Here is a 20024-nt window from a genome sequence, read left to right on the forward strand (position 1 = left end):
CACGGACATGACTACCACCCCAACCTGGACCGACATCTGCGCGGTCGATGACATCCTGCCCAGCACCGGCGTGTGCGCCCTGGTAGAAAACCGGCACGTGGCGGTGTTCCGCCTGGGGGCTGACCAGTTCTTCGCCATCGACAACGTGGACCCCAAATCCGGGGCCAGTGTCTTGTCGCGCGGCCTGATGGGCAACCTGGGCGATCGCATCGTCGTTGCCTCGCCGCTGTACAAAAACCACTTCGACCTGCGCACCGGCGAATGTGTGGAAACGCCCGAGCAGTCGGTGCGCGCCCACGGCGTGCGTGTGGATGCAGGCCGCGTCAGCGTAGCCCTGGCCTAGAGCGTATGCCGCTGGCCGCCGCCTTGTCGGTCTCTAGCCTGGTGCTGCGCGCTAAGCAGCTGGAGATTGACGCGGTGCGCCAGCTGGCCAGCCGGGCCGAGCTGGTGGATGCTATTGGCCAGTTGATCCAGGGCCTGCAGCGCGAGCGCGGGGCCTCCAGCATCTACCTCGCGTCCCAGGCGCAGCGCTTTGCCGATATGCGCCGCAAAATTGTGGGCGAGGTGGAGCCGCTGGAAGCCCAGTTGCGTGCCGTGTTTGCCGAGCATCTGGAGCCCGCCCAGGGTGCCACCGCCAAAGCGCTGTCCTTGATGGCCTGGGCCCTGCTGGGCCTGGACGCGCTGGCGGCGCTGCGCAGCCAGATCGAGAGCCAGGCCATGGGGGCCCATGATGCCGTGGCCGCTTTTAGCCACTTGATCGCCGGGCTGGTCGAACTGGTGTTCCACGTGGCGGATGTGGCCGGGCTGCCCAGCGTCTCGCGCCTGCTGGTGGCCTTGCTGCACCTGGTGCAGGCCCAGGAAGAGGCGGGGCAGGAGCGGGCCGTGGGTGCGCTGATGTATGCATCGGGTCTGGGCAACGAGGCGCAGCAGCAGCGCGTGGTGCACCTGATCGACGCGCAGGAACGCAGCCTGCAGGTGTTTGCCGAGTTCGCTGAACCTGTATTGCGCAGCCGCTGGGAGCAGGAGCAACTGCTGCCGGGCATTGCGCAACTGGAGCGCCTGCGCCGCACGCTGTGCATTGCCAAGCCCGGCGCGGCGCTGGACAGCAAGCTCAGCGAGCCTTGGTTCGAGGTGTGCACCGAGCGCATCAACGCCCTGTGGCAGTTGCAGTTGGCACTGGTCAAAAGCCTGCGCGAGGACTGCGCGGCACGCATTCTGGAGGCCCAGCAGGACCTGCAGGACTCCAAGGGCCTGCTGCGCCGCCTGCGCGACAACCCACCGCAGCGCACCCATGCGGTAGACCGGTTCTTTGACACCGGCACCCCACCCAGTGCCACACCCGAACTCGCGGGCAGCCCCGCCAGTGAATCCACCGCACTGCGCGACCTGCTGCAAACGCAGTCCGCCCGCATGGCCAGTATGGAAGCCGAGCTCGATGCCGCCCGCCGTGCCCTGCACGAGCGCAAGGTGATTGAACGCGCCAAGGGCGTGCTGATGGCCCGGCTGGGCATGAACGAGGAGGCGGCCTTTCGGGTGCTGCAAAAAACCTCGATGGACCAGAACCGCCGCCTGCTGGAAGTGGCCGAGGCCACTTTGTCGCTGCCGAACCTGGCGTTTGTGCAGGCGGGCGGCAAGCTTCCGGGTTGAACCAGGCTGGTGCCTGGCGTGCACCGGGTTGAGGCCTGTTGGGCGTTTATGGGTGCCCGCAGATGCGTAAATGGCGGGAAATCAAAGGAATCCCGCGGTACGAAACTTGCGTAGTCAGCGCGTTGTTGGGCTAAAGGCGGCTCTAGAGCATTGTGTTTGCGGGTCTCTCGCAAACAGTTGAATCGTGCATCCAAGGATAACGGCGTCCCTGGCTTCACCCTAAAACGGGTGCTGCCGCGGGTGCCGTTTTTTTTGTGCGCCACCCTAGGCACTCCGCCTGTGGGCGCTCTTCAGTTTCCCGTTTTTAAGGAAGTTATATGGCCTACCTCGCCCCTGCCGAATTCGTGACCAAGATGGTCGATGCCGGTGAATCCAAGCTGCTGATGTCTACCCGCGACACCCTGATCCGTTCCTTCATGGCCGGTGCCATCCTGGCCCTGGCTGCGGCGTTTGCCGTGAGCGTCACCGTCAACACCGGCAACCCACTTATCGGCGCAATGCTGTTCCCCGTGGGCTTCATCATGCTGTACCTGATGGGTTTTGACCTGCTGACCGGCGTGTTCACCCTCGCACCGCTGGCCGTGCTCGACAAGCGCCCGGGGGCTACCTGGGCCGGTGTGCTGCGCAACTGGGGGTTGGTGTTTGTGGGCAACTTCGCCGGTGCGCTGACGGTGGCCGTGTTCATGGCCATCATCTTCACCTTCGGTTTCAGCGAAGCGCCCAACGCCATTGGCGAAAAGCTCGGCCATATCGGCGAAGGCCGCACCCTGGGCTATTCGGCCCACGGTGCTGCGGGCATGCTGACGCTGTTTGTGCGCGCTGTGATGTGCAACTGGATGGTGTCCACCGGCGTGGTGGCAGCCATGATGTCCACCACCGTTTCGGGCAAAGCCATCGGCATGTGGATGCCGGTGATGATCTTCTTCTACATGGGTTTCGAGCACAGCATCGTCAACATGTTTTTGTTCCCCACCGGCCTGATGCTGGTTGGCAAGTTCACGCTGATGGACTACATCATCTGGAACGAAATTCCCACCGTGCTGGGCAATTTGGTGGGTGGTTTGACCTTCGTCGGTTTGACCCTGTATTCGACGCACTACAAGACAGCCCCCAAGCGCGTGGTGGGCTGAAGTCTGCATGACCCACGCCTTGCGTGTGACGCTGGGCCAGCATTCGCGGGCCGGGCGAAAAGGCATCAACCAGGACTTCCATGGGGCCATGCTGCCGCTGGAGCTCTTGCGCAGCAGCAAGGGCATCGTGGTGGCGCAGGCCGATGGCATTGGCTCCAGCGCGGTGAGCCAGGAGGCCAGTGCGGCGGCGGTGCGCGGCTTTCTGGACGACTACTACGCCACCTCGGACGCCTGGTCGGTGCGCCGCTCGGCACAGCGGGTGCTGGGTGCCACCAACGCCTGGTTGCACGCGCAAACCATGCGCAGCCATGCGCGGTTTGACAAAGACAGCGGCTATGTGTGCACCTTCAGCGCCCTGGTGCTGAAGGGGCGCGAGGTGCACCTGCTGCATGTGGGTGACTCGCGCATCTACCGGCTGCACCCGCAGTCGCTGGAGCAACTGACCGAAGACCACCGCGTTCACCTCTCTAGCGTTGAGTCCTATCTGGGCCGTGCGCTGGGCGTGGGCCCGAATGTGGAGATCGACTACCGGTGTCTTACCGCAGAAGTGGGGGAGGTCTACCTGCTGGCCACCGACGGCGCCTACCTGCACTTTGATGCCGCCGCCGTGCATGCTGCCCTGGCGCTGTGCCCCGACGACTTCGACGCTGCCGCCAGCGCGCTGGTCAGCACCGCTCAGGCGCGCGGTGCTGACGACGACATGACGGTGCAACTGCTGCGCATCGACGCGCTGCCCGCTGCCGACCCGCTGCACCTGCAGGCCCAGCGCGAGGGGCTGGCTTTGCCGCCACCGCTGTCGCCGCGCATGCGCTTCGAGGGCTATACCGTGGTGCGCAGCCTGCACGCCAGTGCGCGCAGCCATGTGCACCTGGCGGTGGACGATGCCACCGGCCAGCAGGCGGTGCTGAAAACGCCCTCCGTGGATTTACGCGAAGACCCGGCCTACCTGGACGGCTTTTTGCTGGAGGAGTGGGTGGCGCGCCGCATCCACAGCCCGCACGTGCTCAAAGCCTTTGCCAGCGACAGGCCGCGCCGCCACGTCTTCGTGGCGATGGAATTTGTGGACGGCCAGACCCTCACCCAGTGGATGACCGACCACCCCCGCCCCGACCTGGACACTGTGCGCAGCATCGTCGCCCAGGTAGCCAAGGGGTTGCAGGCCTTCCATGGCAAGGAAATGCTGCACCAGGACCTGCGGCCCGAGAACGTGATGATTGACCGCACCGGCACGGTGAAGATCATCGACTTCGCCTCCACCCACGTGGCGGGTCTTACCGAAGGCACGCCACGCGCAGCGGCCGATGCCATCGTCGGCACGCTGCAGTACACCGCGCCGGAGTATTTTACCGGTGGTGGTGGCAGTGCACGCTCTGATTTGTTTTCGCTGGCCGTGCTGGCCTACCAGATGCTCACGGCACGGCTGCCGTACGGCCTGCAGGTCACCCAGGTGCAGTCACCTGCCAACCTGAAGCGGCTGCGCTACCTGCCGGTACGCCATCTGCGCCCCGAACTCCCCGCCTGGCTGGATGGCGTGCTGCAAAAAGCCCTGCACCCCCACCCGGCCAAGCGCCAGGAGGCGGTGTCCGAGTTCCTGCAAGATCTGCACACCCCTGGCCCCCAGTTTCTGCGCCAGCGCGTCCCGCCGCTGGTGGAGCGCAACCCGGTGGTCTTTTGGCAGGTGGTCGCCGTGGTGTTGGCTGTGACCGTCGTGCTGTTATTGGCCTTACGTGTAACGGGTCACTGAGTCGGTCCCGATCTGCCCTGCGCTGCTGTATGCTATGTATTTAATAGCTAAGAGTGCAAGTAGAACATGCGCTGGAGGCCGATTCTTTATAAATCTGTACAACAGAGGTTAACTTTTTATCCCAAGGTAAGCGCAGCGATGCCCCTTCGCGAACTGCGAAGGGCTGGCTCTGCCAGACTGCTGCAGTTGCCCCCTGCGTGTCGCTTCGGTTTTTCAAACCGATCCGAGAGGGTAGGCGGAAAGCGTTTGCGCTGTAGCCTGGGGGTGTGCCAATCACTCTACGTTTTGGACCTGCTCGCGCATTTGCTCGATCAGCACCTTCATGTCCACCGAAATGCGGGTCAGCTCCAGCGCGGCGGATTTGCTGCCCATGGTGTTGGCTTCGCGGTGCAGTTCCTGAATCAAAAAGTCCAGGCGCTTGCCGACTTCGCCGCCTTTTTTGAGGATGCGCTCCATCTCGTCCAGGTGCGAATGCAGGCGGGTCAGCTCTTCGGCCACGTCGATGCGGATGGCGAAGGCGGTGGCCTCGGTCAGCGCGCGGTCTTGCGCGGCTTCGGGCAGGGTGGCGCCTTCGGCCAGGGCCATGGCTTCTTTCCAGCGCTCGATGAAGCGCTGGCGCTGCTGTTCCACCAGCTGGGGCACCAGCGGCAGGGCTTTTTCGGCCAGGGTGCGCAATTGCTTCAGGTGCCCGAGCAGCATGGTGGTCAGGCGTTCGCCTTCGCGCTGGCGGGCGGCCACCAGGGATTGCAGCACCGTGTCGGCCAGCGGCAGCACATCGTCGGCCCAGTCGTTGGTGGGGGCTTGCTCGTTGGATGCCATGCGCAGGATGTCGGCCACGCTGAGTGGCGCGGCCTGGGGCAACCAGGCTTTGATGGAGTCCTGTAGCGAATTGACGCGTTGCAGCAACTGGGGCGAGGGCGCAGCCAAGCTGCCGGATGTGGTGGTTTCAATGGCGGCGCGCACTTCCACCTTGCCACGTTTGAGCTGCGCCATGACGCGTTCACGCAGCGCGGGTTCGTGGCTGCGCAGCTCGTCGGGCAGGCGAAAGCTCAGGTCCAGAAAGCGGCTGTTGACAGAGCGGATTTCGATGCCGAGGCGGCGCGCAGCCGTGCTTTTAGACTCGGATTCGGGGGTGGCGGTGGCGCTGCTGTGCTGGGCACTGGCGTAGCCGGTCATGCTGTAAACTGGCATTGAGAAGGTACATATCGTTGCAATGTTCCGAGAATAACCGACGACCTGTTCAACCCCCGATGTAAAGGCCGCCAGCCAATGCACCAGATGCCGAACAGGTCTTGCTATTGCCTTCTGTCGCTTGCTTGCTGACCCGCTCCCCCCATCCTATTTATGTCCAAAAACAAACCGGCCACGCTTCCGCCCGGCACCGCTATCGGGGGCTACCACATCGTGCGGCGGCTCTCATCCGGCGGGTTTGGGGTGGTGTACCTGGCGGTGGGGGCCGATGGCGGCCAGGTGGCGGTCAAGGAATACCTGCCCAGCAGCCTGGCCACCCGCGAAGTCGGCGAGCTGCTGCCGCAGGTGCAGCCCGAAAAGCTATCGTTGTACCGGCTGGGGCTGAAGAGCTTTTTTGAAGAAGGCCGCTCGCTGGCGCAGATCTCGCACCCGTCGGTGGTCAGCGTGCTCAACTTCTTCCGCGAGAACGAAACCGTCTACATGGTGATGAACTATCTGGAGGGCGCGACCCTGCAGGACTTCATCATCACCTCGCGGGACCAGCGCAAGCAAAAGGTGTTCCGCGAATCCACCATCCGCAGCCTGTTTGATGAAATTTTGCGCGGCTTGCGCATCGTGCATCAGCACAAGATGCTGCATTTGGACATCAAACCCGCCAATATCTTTATCACCGACGACAACAAGGCGGTGCTGATCGACTTCGGCGCGGCCCGCGAGGTGCTGAACAAAGAAGGTAACTTCATCCGCCCCATGTACACCCCCGGCTTTGCTGCGCCCGAGATGTACCGGCGCGACGCGTCCATGGGGCCGTGGACCGACATCTACGCCATCGGTGCCTGCATCTATGCTTGCATGCAGGGCTTTCCGCCCAACGAAGCGCCGCAGCGCCTGGAAAAAGACCGCATCGGCCTGGCCTTGTCGCGGCTGCGCGGCATCTATTCAGACAACCTGATCGAGGTAGTCGAATGGTGCATGTCGATCGACCCGCTGTCGCGCCCGCAGTCGGTGTTTGCGCTGCAAAAAGAGCTCAGCCGCGAAGGCGAGCGCCGCTACACCAAGCTGACCGTGGCCGAGAAGCTGCGCCTGCAGTTCGATACCCTGGTGTCCGACACCAAGAAAAACGTACGCGAAGCCACCGGCATCGGGTCTGCGCCCAAGTGAAGTTTTCGGTATTCCAGGTCAGCCGCAAAGGCGGCCGCGAAAAAAACGAAGACCGTATGGGCTACTGCTATACCCGTGGCTCGGGCCTGTTCTTGCTGGCCGACGGCATGGGCGGCCACCCGGAAGGCGAGGTGGCAGCCCAGATGGCGCTGCAAACCCTGTCCGCCCTGTACCAGAAGCAGGCCCGCCCGCTGCTGCCCCTTGCGGCCGAATTCTTGAGCACCGCGCTGCTGTCGGCCCACGACCAAATCCTGCGTTACGCCGCCAAACACGGCATGCTCGACACCCCGCGCACCACCCTGGTCGCCGCCGTGGTGCAAGGTAATAGCGCCACCTGGGTGCACTGCGGCGATTCGCGCCTGTACGTGGTGCGCGACGGCCTGCTGCTGACCCGCACGCGCGACCATTCCTATGCCGAGCAGCACCGTGCCGAGGGCGGCCTGCAGTTGCCCCACACGGTGAACCGCAACGTGCTCTACACCTGCCTGGGCTCGCCGGTCAAACCCCAGTTCGACGTCACCGGCCCCATCGTGCTGCACCAGGGCGACAAAATCATGCTCTGCTCGGACGGCCTGTGGGAAAGCCTGGACGATGCCACCATCGTGCGCGCTCTGGCCAGCGCTCCGGTGTCGCAGGCCGTGCCCGATCTGGTCGAGCAGGCGCTGCGCAAAGCGGGTGCCCGTAGCGACAACGTCACCGTGTTGGCCATCGAATGGGAAACCCCTGACATGTTCGAGTCCACCCGGGGCATCTCCACCGATGCAATCCAGCCGGGCGTGTTTGCCTCGTCCATCCAGCCCCGTGGGCCCGAAAGCCTGATCGACGATCTGGACGATGCGGCCATCGAGCGGTCGATTGCCGAAATTAACGAAGCCATCCGCCGCGCTGCCGCAAAACGCGCTTGAGTTTTCCCCTGTAAAACGGGGTGTTTTATGCTTTTGAAATCCACACCATGACCGAATTTATCCGTAGTAGCGGCCGTGCCGCCCACCAACTGCGCCCGGTGCGCATCACCCGCGGCTACACCATCCACGCCGAAGGCTCGGTGCTGATCGAGTTTGGCAACACCAAAGTTTTGTGCACTGCCTCGGTGGAAGAAAAAGTGCCTGGCCACAAAAAGGGCAGCGGCGAGGGCTGGGTCACCGCCGAATACGGCATGCTGCCGCGCGCCACCCACACCCGCAGCGACCGCGAGGCCGCGCGCGGCAAGCAAAGCGGCCGCACGCAGGAAATCCAGCGTCTGATCGGCCGATCGCTGCGCGCCGTGTTCGATTTGAAGCTGCTGGGCGAGCGCACCATCCACCTGGATTGCGACGTGCTGCAGGCCGACGGCGGGACCCGCACGGCCGCCATCACCGGCGCGTTCGTGGCCGCGCAGGATGCGGTCAACGTGCTGCTGAAGGCGGGCAAGATCGTCACCACGCCCATCCTCCAGCCCGTAGCCGCCATCTCGGTAGGCATCGTGCAGGGCACGCCGCTGCTGGATTTGGAATGCACCGAAGACTCGGCCTGCGATACCGACATGAACGTGGTGATGACTGGCGCAGGCCATTTCGTCGAAGTGCAGGGCACGGCCGAGGGCGTGGCCTTCACCCGCGCCGAGATGGACGCGCTGCTGGCATTGGCCGAAAAAGGTATCGTCGAACTGATGGACCTGCAGCAGCAAGAACTATCGAAATAAGAGCTAACTATGCAGGCAGAATATACGCTAGAGCCCTATTTGTTATGAAAATCGTACTCGCGTCCAACAACGCAGGCAAACTGTTTGAACTGCAAGCCCTGTTCGCCCCGCTGGGCGTGGAGCTGGTAGCGCAAGGAGCGTTAGGCATCCCGGAAGCGGACGAGCCATTCCACACCTTCGTCGAAAACGCCCTGGCCAAGGCCCGGCATGCCAGTGCCCACAGTGGCCTGCCCGCCGTGGCCGACGACGCGGGCCTGTGCGTCGATGCCTTTGGTGGCCTGCCGGGCGTGCAGACCGCGTATTACGCCACCCAGTTCGGCTACCCCAAGAGCGAAGACAACAACGTACGCGCGCTGCTAGAGCAGATGGCGCACGTCGACAACCGCCGCGCCGCCCTGGTCAGCACCCTGGTCGCTGTGCGCAGCCCGCAAGACCCCGAGCCGCTGATCGCCGTGGGCCGGGCCGTTGGTGAGATCACCCGCGCGCCGCAGGGCGAGAACGGCTTTGGCTTTGACCCGGTGATGTTCCTGCCACAGTTCGGCAAGACCTTTGCCGAGCTGACACCCGAAGTGAAGAACGCCAACAGCCACCGCGGCCAGTCGTCGCGTGCCATGCTGGCCCTGATGCGCGAGCGTTGGCTGCCATGAAAGACCTGCAACACCACATGCGCCCCGGTCTGCTGCAACTGGCCGCGCTGCCGCCGTTGTCGTTGTACGTGCACCTGCCCTGGTGCCTGAAGAAATGCCCGTACTGTGACTTCAACTCGCATGAATTGCGGGCGGATGGCGCGCAGACCCTGCATCCGGCTGCCAACCTGGCCGCGCCCGTGCCGACCAGCGAAGTGCCCGAGCAGCGCTACATCGATGCGCTGATGGCCGACCTGGAAGCCGCGCTGCCGCTGGTCTGGGGCCGCACCGTGCACAGCATCTTCATCGGCGGCGGCACGCCCAGCCTGTTTTCGCCGCAGGCCATCGATAGGTTGATTGGCGACATCCGCGCCCGCCTGAAGCTGGAGCCCGACTGCGAGATCACCCTGGAAGCCAACCCCGGCACCTTCGAGAAAAACCGCTTCCGCGCCTACCGCAGCGCCGGGGTGACACGCCTGTCGGTGGGCGTGCAAAGCTTTAACGACGCGCACCTGAAAGCCCTGGGCCGGGTCCACGACAGCGCCCAGGCCATTGCGGCAGTGGAAGAAGCGGCCCAGTCGTTTGACACCTTCAACCTCGACATCATGTACGCGCTGCCTGGCCAGACGCTACAAAATCTAGAGCTAGATATGCAGACGGCGCTTGCGCTGGGGCCCAAACACATCAGTATTTACCAGCTGACCATCGAGCCCAACACCTACTTCGCCAAGTTCCCGCCCGTGGTGCCCGAGGAAGACCTGGGCTACGACATGCTGGACAAGATCACCGAGATGACCCTGGCTGCCGGCATGGATCGCTACGAAGTCTCGGCCTACGCGCTACCCGGCCACGCCTGCCTGCACAACCAGAACTACTGGCAGTTTGGCGACTACCTGGGGATTGGCGCAGGGGCCCACAGCAAGCTCAGCTTTGCCCACCGCATCATCCGGCAGGTGCGGTACCGTGAGCCGAACCTGTACATGGCCAACGCTCTGGCAGGCAAGGCCGTGGCGCAAGACGACGACGTTGCGCGTGCCGAGCTGCCGTTCGAGTACATGCTCAACGCCCTGCGCTTGCGCGACGGCTTTGAGCTGCCGAAGTTCACCGAGCGCACCGGCCTGCCGCTGACCAGCATCCAGAAAGGCCTGGCCGAGGGCGAGCGCAAAGGCCTGCTGGAGCGTGATGGCGTGCGGATCCGGCCCACGGTGCGCGGTTTTGACTTTTTGAGCGATTTGCAGGCGCTGTTTTTGGCCGATAGTCCTGCTGCGCGCTGAGTTTTTGGGGCCGTTAAATGCGGCTGCGTAAAGCAGTGTGAACAAGGGGTAAAGCCCGGCGCGCACCGTCTGTGGGGCGCGGCAGCAGGCAGACAATGGATTCGATTGGCCACGCCAGATCGCTCCCATTCCCTTTGTTCACACCCCAAAAAAATGACAACCATGACCGCCTCCCCCGCGCAGTCGAAGTTTGGCACGGTGCTCCGTGTCACCAGCGGCAATTTCATGGAGATGTTCGACTTCTTCCTGTTCGGCTTTTACGCCACCTACATTGCCAAAACCTTCTTCCCGGCGGCCGACGAATTTGCGTCGCTGATGTTTACCTTTATGACCTTTGGCGCAGGCTTTTTGATGCGTCCACTGGGGGCGATTTTTCTGGGGGCGTATGTGGACCGAGTGGGGCGGCGGCAGGGGTTGATTGTCACGCTGGCCCTGATGGCCACCGGCACGGTGCTGATTGCCTGCGTGCCCGGCTATGCCAGCATTGGCTACCTGGCCCCCGCGCTGGTGCTGATCGGCCGCTTACTGCAGGGCTTTTCGGCGGGGGTAGAGCTGGGCGGCGTGTCGGTGTACCTGGCCGAAATGGCCACGCCGGGGCGCAAGGGTTTTTATGTGAGCTGGCAGTCGGCCAGCCAGCAGGTGGCCATCATCGTGGCGGCGGCGCTGGGTTACATGCTGAACATCTGGCTCACGCCGCTGGAAATCGGCGACTGGGGCTGGCGCGTGCCCTTCTTTATCGGCTGCATGATCGTGCCAGTGCTGTTCATGCTGCGCCGCTCGCTGCAGGAAACCGAAGAATTCATGCAGCGCAAGCACCGGCCCGACACCCGGGCCATCTTCCGCTCGATGCTGGACAACTGGGGCCTGGTGGTGGCCGGGATGATGCTGGTGTCCATGACCACGGTGTCGTTCTACCTGATCACGGTCTACACCCCCACGTTTGGCAAAAGCGTGCTGCACCTGAGCACCACCGACGCGCTGGTCGTCACGCTGTGCGTGGGTATCTCTAACTTCATCTGGCTACCGTTGATGGGAGCGCTGTCGGACCGCATTGGCCGCCGCCCGCTGCTGCTGTTCTTTACCGTGCTGACCATCCTCAGCGCCTACCCGGCCATGACCTGGCTGACCAACGCTCCCAGCTTCGAGAAGATGCTGATTGTAGAGCTGTGGCTGTCCTTTTTGTACGCCAGCTACAACGGTGCCATGGTGGTGGCGCTGACCGAGGTGATGCCGGTGGAGGTGCGCACCGTGGGCTTCTCGCTGGCCTACAGCCTGGCCACGGCAGTTTTTGGCGGCTTCACCCCCGCCATCGCCACCGGCTTGATAGAAGCTACCGGCAACAAGGCGGCTCCGGCACTGTGGATGACGTTTGCGGCGCTGTGCGGGCTGGTCGCCACGCTGGTGCTGTACCGCAAGCAGGCCGTAGGAGCCCGGGGCGCGCAGGCTACGCTGGCGAGACGTTAACTTCCAGAAACACCGTGGAACCGGCTTTGCCGGGCCACTGGTGTTGCCCCCTGCATGTCGTATTGGCTTTTCAAGCCTATACGAGGGGGGTTGTGAAAGGCGCCTGCGCTGTAGCCTGGGGTGTGCCTAGTTTTTTGCCCTGCGCAGGGTGCTGATGCGGTAGGCGATGCTGTCGATGTCCAAAGGGTCTTCGGCGCACAGCAGGTACTTTTCCAGATCTTCCACCGCTTGTGCGCTGTTGCCCAGGGCGGCGTGGGCCAGGCCGCGGTCGCGGTAGTCGCTCCAGGCATCGGGCTGCAGCACCAGCAGGCGGTTCAGCACCGGCACCAGGCGCTGCCAGTCGCTTTGCGAGGTATGGATATCTTTCAGGTTGCGCAGCATGCGGGCCACGATGTCGCGCGGCGGGCTGGCCTGCAGGTACAGGCCCAGCGGCACTTCAAAATCATCGGACAGCGCGTTGCGCCGGGTGTAGGGTTCCAGCCGCTCCGACAGCTCTTCGCGGCTCAGCGACTGGCCGGTGAACGGGTCCATCACCACCTGGCCCTTGGGCAAGTTGATCTTGACCATGAAATGCCCCGGAAACGCCACACCGCGCACCACCAGGCCAATGCCTTGGGCCAGCTCCATCCACACCACGGCCAGCGATATCGGGATGCCCCGGCGCGTGCGCAGCACGGCGTTGAGGTAGCTGTTGTCAGGGTCGTAGTAGTCGTTGACGTTGCCGCCAAAGTTCAGGTCGCGGTAGAAAAACTGGTTCAGGGAGCGCAGGCGCTGCAGCGGCACCGAGTCGCGCGGCAGGCGGCGCTTGAGGCGGGCCAGCAACTGGTCTACGTCGTCCAGTACCTGTTCCATGTCCAGTTCGGGGTATTCGTCTTGCGCCAGACTGGTCACCGCTTCCAGCAGCGGGAAGTGCTCATCGCTCTGGACCAGCGCCGCAAAATACTCCAGCGGGGTGGGGGCTTGGTAGGGAATGTGCATGGTCTAGTTTCTAGTGGAGCGCCAGCGCAGCGTCAAGCTTAAATGCCGCCAGGATGTATCACTTTACGTAACTTCATTCCTGTCGCCCACAATGCTACAAAATAAATAGCTGCTGACGCAAGCAGAACCAGCGCCAGATAGCCAACCCGTTCCAATTTTGCGCCTGCAAAGTGGGTCCAGGTCACGGCACCGCTGGCCCAGATCAAAAATACCGCCAACAGGGCGCTGGCCGCCAGCACCTGCAGGATGAACCTCCACCAGCCGGGCACGGGCAGGTAGCTGCCGCGCCGCCGCAGGCCGATCAGCAGCCAGGTGGCGTTGATCAGGGCACCCAGGCCCACCGACAGCGTCAGCGCCGCATGCTGGAACAAGGGCACCAGCACCAGATTCAGCAATTGGGTGATGACCAGCACCGCCACGGCGATGCGCGCCGGGGTCTTCATGTTGTGGCTGGCGTAAAAGCCGGGGGCCAGCACCTTGATGGCGACCACGCCCAGCAGGCCCACGCCCCAGCCCATCAAGGCCAGCGCGGTTTGTGCCACGTCGCGCTCGGTAAATGCCCCGTAGTGGAAGATCACCGCCACCAGCGGGGTGGCAAAAGTCAGCAGCGCCACCGAGCAGGGCACGGCCAGCAATACCACCAGGCGCAGACCCCAGTCGAGCATGGCGGAGTACTGTTTGGGGTCGTTGGCGGCCTTGGCACCGGCCAGTTGCGGCATCAGCACCACGCCCAGCGCCACGCCCAGCATGGCGGTGGGGAATTCCATCAGCCGGTCGGCCCCGCTGAGCCAGCTCACGCTGCCGGGGGCCAGGCGCGAGGCGATCTGGGTGTTGATGAACAGCGAAATCTGCGCCACGCCCACGCCCAGTAGGGCCGGCACCATCAGTTTCGCTACTTTTTTAGTAGCATCATCGGCCCATGCGGTGCGCACCAGCGACCAGGTAAGCCCTATGTTGGGAAACAGACCCAGACGCTTCAACGCCGGAATCTGCACTGCCAGTTGCAAGATGCCGCCCAGCATTACGCCGATGATCTGCGCATAAATGGGCTCGATGCCGTGGTTGCGGAACCAGGGCGTGGCCCACAGGGTTGCGGCGATCATGGCGATGTTCAGAAGTACTGGAGTGGCCGCGGGTACGGCAAAGACCCGCCAGGTGTTCAAAATGCCCGAGGCCATGGACACCAGCGAGATGAACAGGATGTAAGGGAACATCCAGCGCGTCATGGTGGTGGCTGCGGCATAGGCCTGCGGTTCTTGCTGCATGCCCCCGGCCATGGCCCAGACCAGCAGCGGTGTGTCCAGTACCCCCAGCACGCAGGTCAGCACCAGCACCCAGGTCAGCAGGGTGGCCACGCGGTCGATCAGCAGCTTGGTGGCTTCCAGCCCGTGTTGGGCCTTGCTGGCGGCCAGCACTGGCACAAAGGCCTGGCTGAACGCGCCTTCGCCAAACAGGCGGCGAAACAGGTTGGGGATGCGGAACGCCACGTAGAACGCGTCGGTCATGGCGTTGGCACCGAACGTGGCGGCAAACAACTGGTCGCGGACCAAACCCGCCACGCGGGAAGCCAGGGTCAGCAGGGAGATGGTGGATGCAGATTTGAAGAGACTCACCCATCCAGTGTAGCCCGGCTGGGGGGTGTAAGCGCCCAACTGCTATACTCGTGGGCTTTGCTGGCATCATCCTCTAACAATCTCAAGGAAAATTATTATGGCAACCAAACCAAAGAAAAAGAACCCACGCCTTGCGTCGGGCCGTAAGCGCGTCCGCCAGGACGTCAAGATCAACGCCGCCAACACCTCGCTGCGTTCCAAATACCGTACCGCTGTCAAGAACGTTGAAAAAGCTGTTCTGACTGGCGACAAAGCCAAAGCCACCGAACTGTTTGCCAAGATGCAAGCGGTAGTGGACACGGTTGCCGACAAGGGCATCTTCCACAAGAACAAGGCAGCTCGCGATAAGAGCCGTCTGAGCACCAAGGTGAAGGCACTCGTGGCCGCACCTGTCGCCGCTTAAATCTTTTAAGCAAACCGCCCGGACGGTGTCACCACCGTCCGCCGTTTTGTAGGGTGCGCTGCCAGCAAAAATGAATAACCACCTTCGGGTGGTTTTTTCATTTCTGGGGTCAGCTAGCCAAACGATCTTGCTTGGGTGGGCTGTGGAACCGGCTGCGGTAGGCCCGCGAAAAGTACGAGGGCGACTCAAAGCCGCAGGCCACGCTCACCTCGATGATGCGCATCTCGGTCTGCTGCAGCAGCTGGCGCGCCCGGTCCAACCGCAGGCCCAGGTAGAAGTGCGAGGGCGTGTCTTTCAGGTAAGTGGCAAACAAGCGCTCCAGTTGCCGCCGGGTCACACCGATGCTGTCGGCCAGCGCGTCGGGCGACAGCGGGTCTTCCATGTGGCGCTCCATTTCGCTCACGACCTGGATAGTTTTCTTGTTGTGGATGCCGTAACGCGCGGCAATCTGCATGCGCTGGTGGTCCGACGGGTTGCGGATGCGGCCCAGCACAAACTGCTCCGATACCTCGGTGGCCAGCGCGTGGCCATGCTTGCGGGCAATCAGTGCCAGCAGCATGTCGATGGAAGCGGTGCCGCCCGCGCTGGTGATGCGCTGGCCGTCGATTTCAAACAGCTCCTGCGTCACCATCGCTGCCAGCGCCGGGTAGCGCTCCACAAACGCCGATATCGCCTCCCAGTGCAGGGTCAGCTTCTGGCGCTGCAACAGCCCGGCCTCGGCCAGCACAAAGCTGCCGGTGTCGATGGCACCCAGCACCGTGCCCGCCCGGTCCAGCCGCCGCAGCCAACTGCCCAGCGCCGGCGTGTAGTGCTCCAGCGGGTTGAAGCCGCCCACGATGAACAAGGTGGGGGCGCTGGCGACCGTATCCAGCGAGCCTTCGGCATTGAGTGACATGCCGTTGCTGGCCGTTACCGGGCCGCCGTCCACGCTCAGGATGTGCCAGCGGTACAGGTCCTTGCGGAAACGGTTCGCCACCCGCAGCGGTTCGACCGCCGAGACAAAGCCCAGCATCGAAAACGCGGGCAGCAGCAGAAAGTACAGATCTTCGGGGTCAGACATGGGCTGAGGTTGTAGCAGATGGGAAAACCCGCGTGGTCGCTGCTGGTCAATGACTGGTCGCAATGCGTCGTTTTTTCAGCATATCCCCCGGTAAATTTCGTCCATCGCAAGGCGATGCGCGCTGTTTGCGGTATTCATTCCAAGGAAACATGATGAAAAAATGGCTTCAAGGTGCAGGCTTGTTGGCTGCGGCGATATGCGTTTTACCAGCGGTGGCCCAGGATGCCGAAAGCTGCAAAAAAGTCCGCTTTGTGGACATCGGCTGGAGCGACATCACCGCTACCACCGCGCTGGCCACCACGGTGTTTGAGGGCCTGGGCTACACCCCCAGCACCACCATCGCCTCGGTGCCGATCTCTTTTGCGGGCCTGAAGAGCAAGCAGATCGACGTGTCGCTGGGCTACTGGAGCCCTATGCAGGACGGCATGGTCGATCCGCTGGTCAAGGCCAAAAACCTGGTCGTGCTGCCCACGCCCAACCTCAGCGGTGCCAAGGCCACCCTGGCCGTGCCCGCCTACGCCAATGAGGCGGGGCTGAAGAGCTTTGCCGACATTGCCAAGTTCCAGAAAGAGCTGGACGGCAAGATTTTCGGCATCGAAGCCGGCAGCAGCGCCAACGCCAAGGTGCAGCAGATGATCGACAAGAACGAACTAGGCTTGGGCGGCTTCAAGCTGGTGCAGTCCAGCGAAGCGGGCATGCTGGCCGAGGTGCAGCGCGCGATACGGCAGAAGAAGCTGGTGGTGTTCCTGGGCTGGGAGCCACACCCCATGAACATCCAGATGCAGATCAGCTACCTCACCGGGGGCGATGCCTACTTTGGCGCGAATTTTGGCGAAGCCAAGGTCAAGACCTTGGTGGCGAATGACTACCTGGAGCGCTGCCCGAACGCGGGCAAGCTGGTGTCCAATCTGATCTTCAGCACCGACGTGGAAAACCGCCTGATGGTGCCCATCATGGCCAAGGTGCTGCCCGCCACCGCCGCCAAAGACTTCTTGAAGCAAAACCCCGAGCTGCTGACCAAATGGCTGGCGGGTGTCAAAACCTATGACGGCAAAGACGGCCTGCCTGCCGTGCGTACGTCCCTCGGTCTATAAGGAAAGCTACACATGAACCATGATGTCATCCTGACCTGCGCCGTGACCGGCGCGGGCGACACCGTTGGCCGTCACCCGGCCATTCCCGTCACCCCCAAGCAGATCGCCGAAGCGGCAGTAGAGGCCGCCAAAGCCGGGGCCACCGTGGTGCACTGCCATGTGCGCGACCCGGCCACCGGCAAGGGCAGCCGCGACCCGGCGTTGTACCGCGAACTGGTGGACCGTATCCGCTCCAGCGGCGTGGACATGGTGCTGAACCTGACGGCCGGCATGGGCGGCGACCTGGAGATCGGCGCGGGCGAAAGCCCCATGCAGTTCGGCCCCGGCACCGACCTGGTCGGCGGGCTGGCCCGGCTGATCCACATCGAAGAGCTGCTGCCCGAAATCTGCACGCTGGACTGCGGCACGCTGAATTTTGGCGATGGCGACTACATCTACGTCTCCACCCCCGCCCAGTTGCGTGCCGGGGCCAAGCGCATTCTGGAACTGGGCGTGAAAGCCGAGCTGGAGGTGTTCGACACCGGCCACCTGTGGTTTGCCAAGCAGATGCTGAAAGAAGGCCTGCTGGGCGACGCGCCACTGTTCCAGGTGTGCCTGGGCATCCCCTGGGGCGCTCCTGCCGACACCACCACCATGAAAGCCATGGCCGACAACATGCCGCCGGGTGCCACCTGGGCCGGCTTTGGCATTGGCCGCATGCAGATGCCCATGGTGGCGCAGGCGGTATTGCTGGGCGGCAATGTGCGCGTGGGCCTGGAAGACAACCTCTGGCTGGACAAGGGCGTGCCCGCCAGCAATGGCTCGCTGGTGGAGCGGGCCAACAGCATCATCAGCATGATGGGCGCGCGCACGCTCACCCCGGAAGAAGGCCGCCAGAAGTTGGGCCTCAAAAAGCGTGGCTGACGTAGCCAACGACCACCGCATCTGCTTCATCGGTGACTCGATGACGCAGGGCACCAGCGACCCCACCTGCCTGGGCTGGCCCGGGCGTGTCAGCGCGGCTGCCTGGGCCACAGGCTATGCGGTGACCGCCCACAACCTGGGCATCCGTGGCGACACCAGCCAGGGCGTTGCGGCGCGCTGGCAGGCCGAGTCGGCGCTGCGCTTGCAGGCGGAGTGCCATAAATATTTGGTGTTTTCATTCGGTGCCAACGACATGACCCCGCAGGGAGACGGGCTGCGGGTGGCGGTGGCGCAGAGTGTGGAGTTTTTTACCCGCATCGTTTCCGCGGCCCAGGCGCGGCACCCCACCGTGGTGCTGGGGCCGTTCCCAGTGGGTGAGGCCGCCCAGGATGCCCGCATCTTGGACCTGTGCCCGCTGTATGCCGAACGCGCCCAGGCCCTTGGCGTACCGTATTTGCCGGTGGCCCGTTTCTTGACCGACAGCGCACTCTGGCGGGTCGACGTGGTTGCCAGCGACGGCTGCCATCCGGGGGCTGCGGGCTACCAGCTCGTCGCAGACCGGGTGCTGGCCTGGCCCGCCTGGTGGTTTTCTAACCCAACCATTTCTTAAATTTTCACCATGACCATCACTACCACCCTCAAAACCTTTGCCGCCCTGGGCGTAGGCGTTATCGGCAGCGGCTGGGTTGCGCGCGCACTGGCCCACGGACTGGATGTCGTTGCCTGGGACCCGGCTGCCGGGGCCGAACAGCAACTGCGCGCCAACGTGGCCAATGCCTGGCCCGCGCTGGAGCGGCAAGGCCTGGCCGCAGGGGCCTCCATGGAGCGCCTGCGTTTTGTCGCCACCATTGCGCAATGCGTGCAGCACGCCGACTTCATCCAGGAAAGTGCCCCCGAGCGGCAAGACCTCAAGCTGTCGCTGCACGCCCAGATCAGCGCGGCGGCCCGGCCCGATGCCATCATCGCCTCGTCCACCTCCGGCCTGCTGCCCACCGACTTCTACGCCAGCGCCACCCACCCCGAGCGCTGCGTGGTCGGCCACCCGTTCAACCCGGTCTACCTGCTGCCCCTGGTGGAAGTGGTGGGTGGCGAAAAAACCTCCGCCGAAGCCATTGCCGCCGCTATCAAAATCTATAGCGCACTTGGCATGCGGCCCCTGCACGTACGCAAGGAAATCCCCGGATTCATCGCCGACCGCTTGCTGGAAGCCGTGTGGCGCGAGGCCCTGCACTTGGTCAACGACGGCGTGGCCACCACCGGCGAGATCGACGATGCCATCCGCTACGGCGCAGGCATCCGCTGGTCCTTCATGGGCACGTTTTTGACCTACACCCTGGCCGGGGGCGATGCCGGCATGCGGCACTTCATGGCGCAGTTTGGCCCGGCCCTGGAGCTGCCTTGGACCAAGTTGGTCGCACCCAAACTCACCGATGCGCTGATTGACAGCGTGGTGGACGGCACTACCGCCCAGCTTGGCACGCACAGCATCAAACAGCTAGAGCGCTACCGCGACGATGCCATCCAGAGCGTGATGGCCGCCGTGGAAGCCGCCAAAGCCCGCCATGGCATCTGACCCCCTGTACACCACCGTCGTGCCGCCCGAGTGGGTGGACTACAACGGCCATCTGCGCGATGCCTACTACGGGCTGATTTGCAGCTATGCCACCGACGCGCTGATGGACCAGATTGGCCTGGATGCAGCGGGCCGCGCGTGCACCCACGGCAGCCTGTTTACGCTGGAAAGTCACATCCACTACCTGCACGAGGTGAAGCTGGGCGCACAAGTGCAGGTGCAATTGCAGTTGCTGGGCTGTGATGCGAAGCGGCTGCATATCTTCCTCCGCCTGGTGCTGTCGGGCAGGGCGGAACCGGTGGCGGTGTGCGAGCAGATGCTGCTGCATGTGGACATACGGGGCCCTCGCTCGGCGGTATTTCCGACCGACGTGCTGGCCCGGGTGCAGGGCATGGCGGCGGCACACCGAGCGCTGCCCGTGCCCGCCCTGGTCGGCAGGGTGATGCAGTTGCCGGGAGCACTGCCAAGCTAGGCATCCGTTG

General features: G+C 63.6%; 20 protein-coding genes. 16 read left to right on the forward strand and 4 right to left on the reverse strand.

Features of this window, described 5'->3' with window-relative positions; translation table 11 throughout:
* Positions 1–7: 7 nt before the first annotated feature.
* The 4 genes from nirD to Q0T48_RS13650 all read left to right on the forward strand — a co-directional run bounded on the left by nirD (position 8) and on the right by Q0T48_RS13650 (position 4521).
* A complete protein-coding gene (gene nirD / locus Q0T48_RS13635) occupies positions 8–343 on the forward strand; it encodes a nitrite reductase small subunit NirD (protein WP_295957160.1) in 336 nt (111 codons plus the stop codon).
* A gap of 5 nt (positions 344–348) precedes the next feature.
* Positions 349–1647 carry a nitrate- and nitrite sensing domain-containing protein gene (locus tag Q0T48_RS13640; RefSeq protein ID WP_295957161.1) on the forward strand — a complete coding sequence of 433 codons (1299 nt, stop codon included), beginning with the start codon at positions 349–351 and terminating at the stop codon, positions 1645–1647.
* 317 nt (positions 1648–1964) lie between these two features.
* Entirely contained in the window at positions 1965–2777 is an 813-nt protein-coding gene (locus Q0T48_RS13645) for a formate/nitrite transporter family protein (RefSeq protein WP_295957162.1), read from the forward strand.
* 7 nt (positions 2778–2784) lie between these two features.
* Positions 2785–4521, forward strand: coding sequence for a bifunctional protein-serine/threonine kinase/phosphatase (locus tag Q0T48_RS13650; protein ID WP_295957163.1), 1737 nt, complete (start codon positions 2785–2787; stop codon positions 4519–4521).
* A gap of 273 nt (positions 4522–4794) precedes the next feature.
* On the opposite strand, the gene Q0T48_RS13655 is transcribed toward Q0T48_RS13650, so the two are convergent.
* A complete protein-coding gene (locus Q0T48_RS13655; protein WP_295957164.1) occupies positions 4795–5712 on the reverse strand; it encodes a YicC/YloC family endoribonuclease in 918 nt (305 codons plus the stop codon).
* 153 nt (positions 5713–5865) lie between these two features.
* Here Q0T48_RS13655 and Q0T48_RS13660 point away from each other — a divergent pair, with 153 nt between their 5' ends.
* From Q0T48_RS13660 to Q0T48_RS13685, 6 genes are all read left to right on the forward strand, one after another.
* Complete coding sequence (locus tag Q0T48_RS13660) at positions 5866–6873, forward strand: serine/threonine-protein kinase (protein ID WP_295957165.1); 1008 nt, start codon at positions 5866–5868, stop codon at positions 6871–6873.
* Positions 6870–7778, forward strand: coding sequence for a PP2C family serine/threonine-protein phosphatase (locus tag Q0T48_RS13665; protein WP_295957166.1), 909 nt, complete (start codon positions 6870–6872; stop codon positions 7776–7778). The genes Q0T48_RS13660 and Q0T48_RS13665 overlap by 4 nt, the downstream gene beginning before the upstream one ends.
* A 47-nt stretch (positions 7779–7825) precedes the next feature.
* Positions 7826–8554, forward strand: a complete 729-nt coding sequence (rph, locus tag Q0T48_RS13670) for a ribonuclease PH (protein ID WP_295957167.1) — start codon at positions 7826–7828, stop codon at positions 8552–8554.
* A gap of 44 nt (positions 8555–8598) precedes the next feature.
* The gene (rdgB, locus tag Q0T48_RS13675; RefSeq protein ID WP_295957168.1) at positions 8599–9201 is read left to right on the forward strand and encodes an RdgB/HAM1 family non-canonical purine NTP pyrophosphatase; all 603 of its coding nucleotides are present in this window, start codon (positions 8599–8601) and stop codon (positions 9199–9201) included.
* The gene (gene hemW, locus Q0T48_RS13680) at positions 9198–10454 is read left to right on the forward strand and encodes a radical SAM family heme chaperone HemW (RefSeq protein ID WP_295957169.1); all 1257 of its coding nucleotides are present in this window, start codon (positions 9198–9200) and stop codon (positions 10452–10454) included. The genes rdgB and hemW overlap by 4 nt, the downstream gene beginning before the upstream one ends.
* 153 nt (positions 10455–10607) lie before the next feature.
* The gene (locus tag Q0T48_RS13685; protein WP_295957170.1) at positions 10608–11918 is read left to right on the forward strand and encodes an MFS transporter; all 1311 of its coding nucleotides are present in this window, start codon (positions 10608–10610) and stop codon (positions 11916–11918) included.
* A gap of 126 nt (positions 11919–12044) precedes the next feature.
* Here the strand turns inward: Q0T48_RS13685 and Q0T48_RS13690 are convergent, their stop codons facing one another.
* Positions 12045–12896, reverse strand: a complete 852-nt coding sequence (locus Q0T48_RS13690; protein ID WP_295957171.1) for a tetratricopeptide repeat protein — start codon at positions 12894–12896, stop codon at positions 12045–12047.
* Between the two features lie 38 nt (positions 12897–12934).
* Entirely contained in the window at positions 12935–14509 is a 1575-nt protein-coding gene (murJ, locus tag Q0T48_RS13695; RefSeq protein WP_295957172.1) for a murein biosynthesis integral membrane protein MurJ, read from the reverse strand.
* Between the two features lie 94 nt (positions 14510–14603).
* Here murJ and rpsT point away from each other — a divergent pair, with 94 nt between their 5' ends.
* A complete protein-coding gene (rpsT, locus tag Q0T48_RS13700; RefSeq protein WP_295957209.1) occupies positions 14604–14912 on the forward strand; it encodes a 30S ribosomal protein S20 in 309 nt (102 codons plus the stop codon).
* Positions 14913–15021: 109 nt separating this feature from the next.
* On the opposite strand, the gene Q0T48_RS13705 is transcribed toward rpsT, so the two are convergent.
* Complete coding sequence (locus Q0T48_RS13705; RefSeq protein WP_295957173.1) at positions 15022–15972, reverse strand: GlxA family transcriptional regulator; 951 nt, start codon at positions 15970–15972, stop codon at positions 15022–15024.
* A gap of 152 nt (positions 15973–16124) precedes the next feature.
* Here Q0T48_RS13705 and choX point away from each other — a divergent pair, with 152 nt between their 5' ends.
* The 5 genes from choX to Q0T48_RS13730 are packed head-to-tail and all read left to right on the forward strand — an operon-like array spanning position 16125 to position 20014.
* A complete protein-coding gene (choX, locus tag Q0T48_RS13710; protein WP_295957174.1) occupies positions 16125–17066 on the forward strand; it encodes a choline ABC transporter substrate-binding protein in 942 nt (313 codons plus the stop codon).
* A gap of 12 nt (positions 17067–17078) precedes the next feature.
* The gene (locus Q0T48_RS13715; protein ID WP_295957175.1) at positions 17079–17969 is read left to right on the forward strand and encodes a 3-keto-5-aminohexanoate cleavage protein; all 891 of its coding nucleotides are present in this window, start codon (positions 17079–17081) and stop codon (positions 17967–17969) included.
* Positions 17962–18579 carry a GDSL-type esterase/lipase family protein gene (locus Q0T48_RS13720; RefSeq protein ID WP_295957176.1) on the forward strand — a complete coding sequence of 206 codons (618 nt, stop codon included), beginning with the start codon at positions 17962–17964 and terminating at the stop codon, positions 18577–18579. The genes Q0T48_RS13715 and Q0T48_RS13720 overlap by 8 nt, the downstream gene beginning before the upstream one ends.
* 9 nt (positions 18580–18588) lie before the next feature.
* Complete coding sequence (locus Q0T48_RS13725) at positions 18589–19542, forward strand: L-carnitine dehydrogenase (RefSeq protein ID WP_295957177.1); 954 nt, start codon at positions 18589–18591, stop codon at positions 19540–19542.
* A complete protein-coding gene (locus Q0T48_RS13730) occupies positions 19532–20014 on the forward strand; it encodes a thioesterase family protein (RefSeq protein ID WP_295957178.1) in 483 nt (160 codons plus the stop codon). Before Q0T48_RS13725 ends, Q0T48_RS13730 begins: the two co-directional genes overlap by 11 nt.
* Positions 20015–20024: the final 10 nt, after the last annotated feature.

This window comes from Rhodoferax sp., assembly GCF_025354435.1.
Taxonomy (GTDB): Bacteria; Pseudomonadota; Gammaproteobacteria; order Burkholderiales; family Burkholderiaceae_C; genus Rhodoferax_B.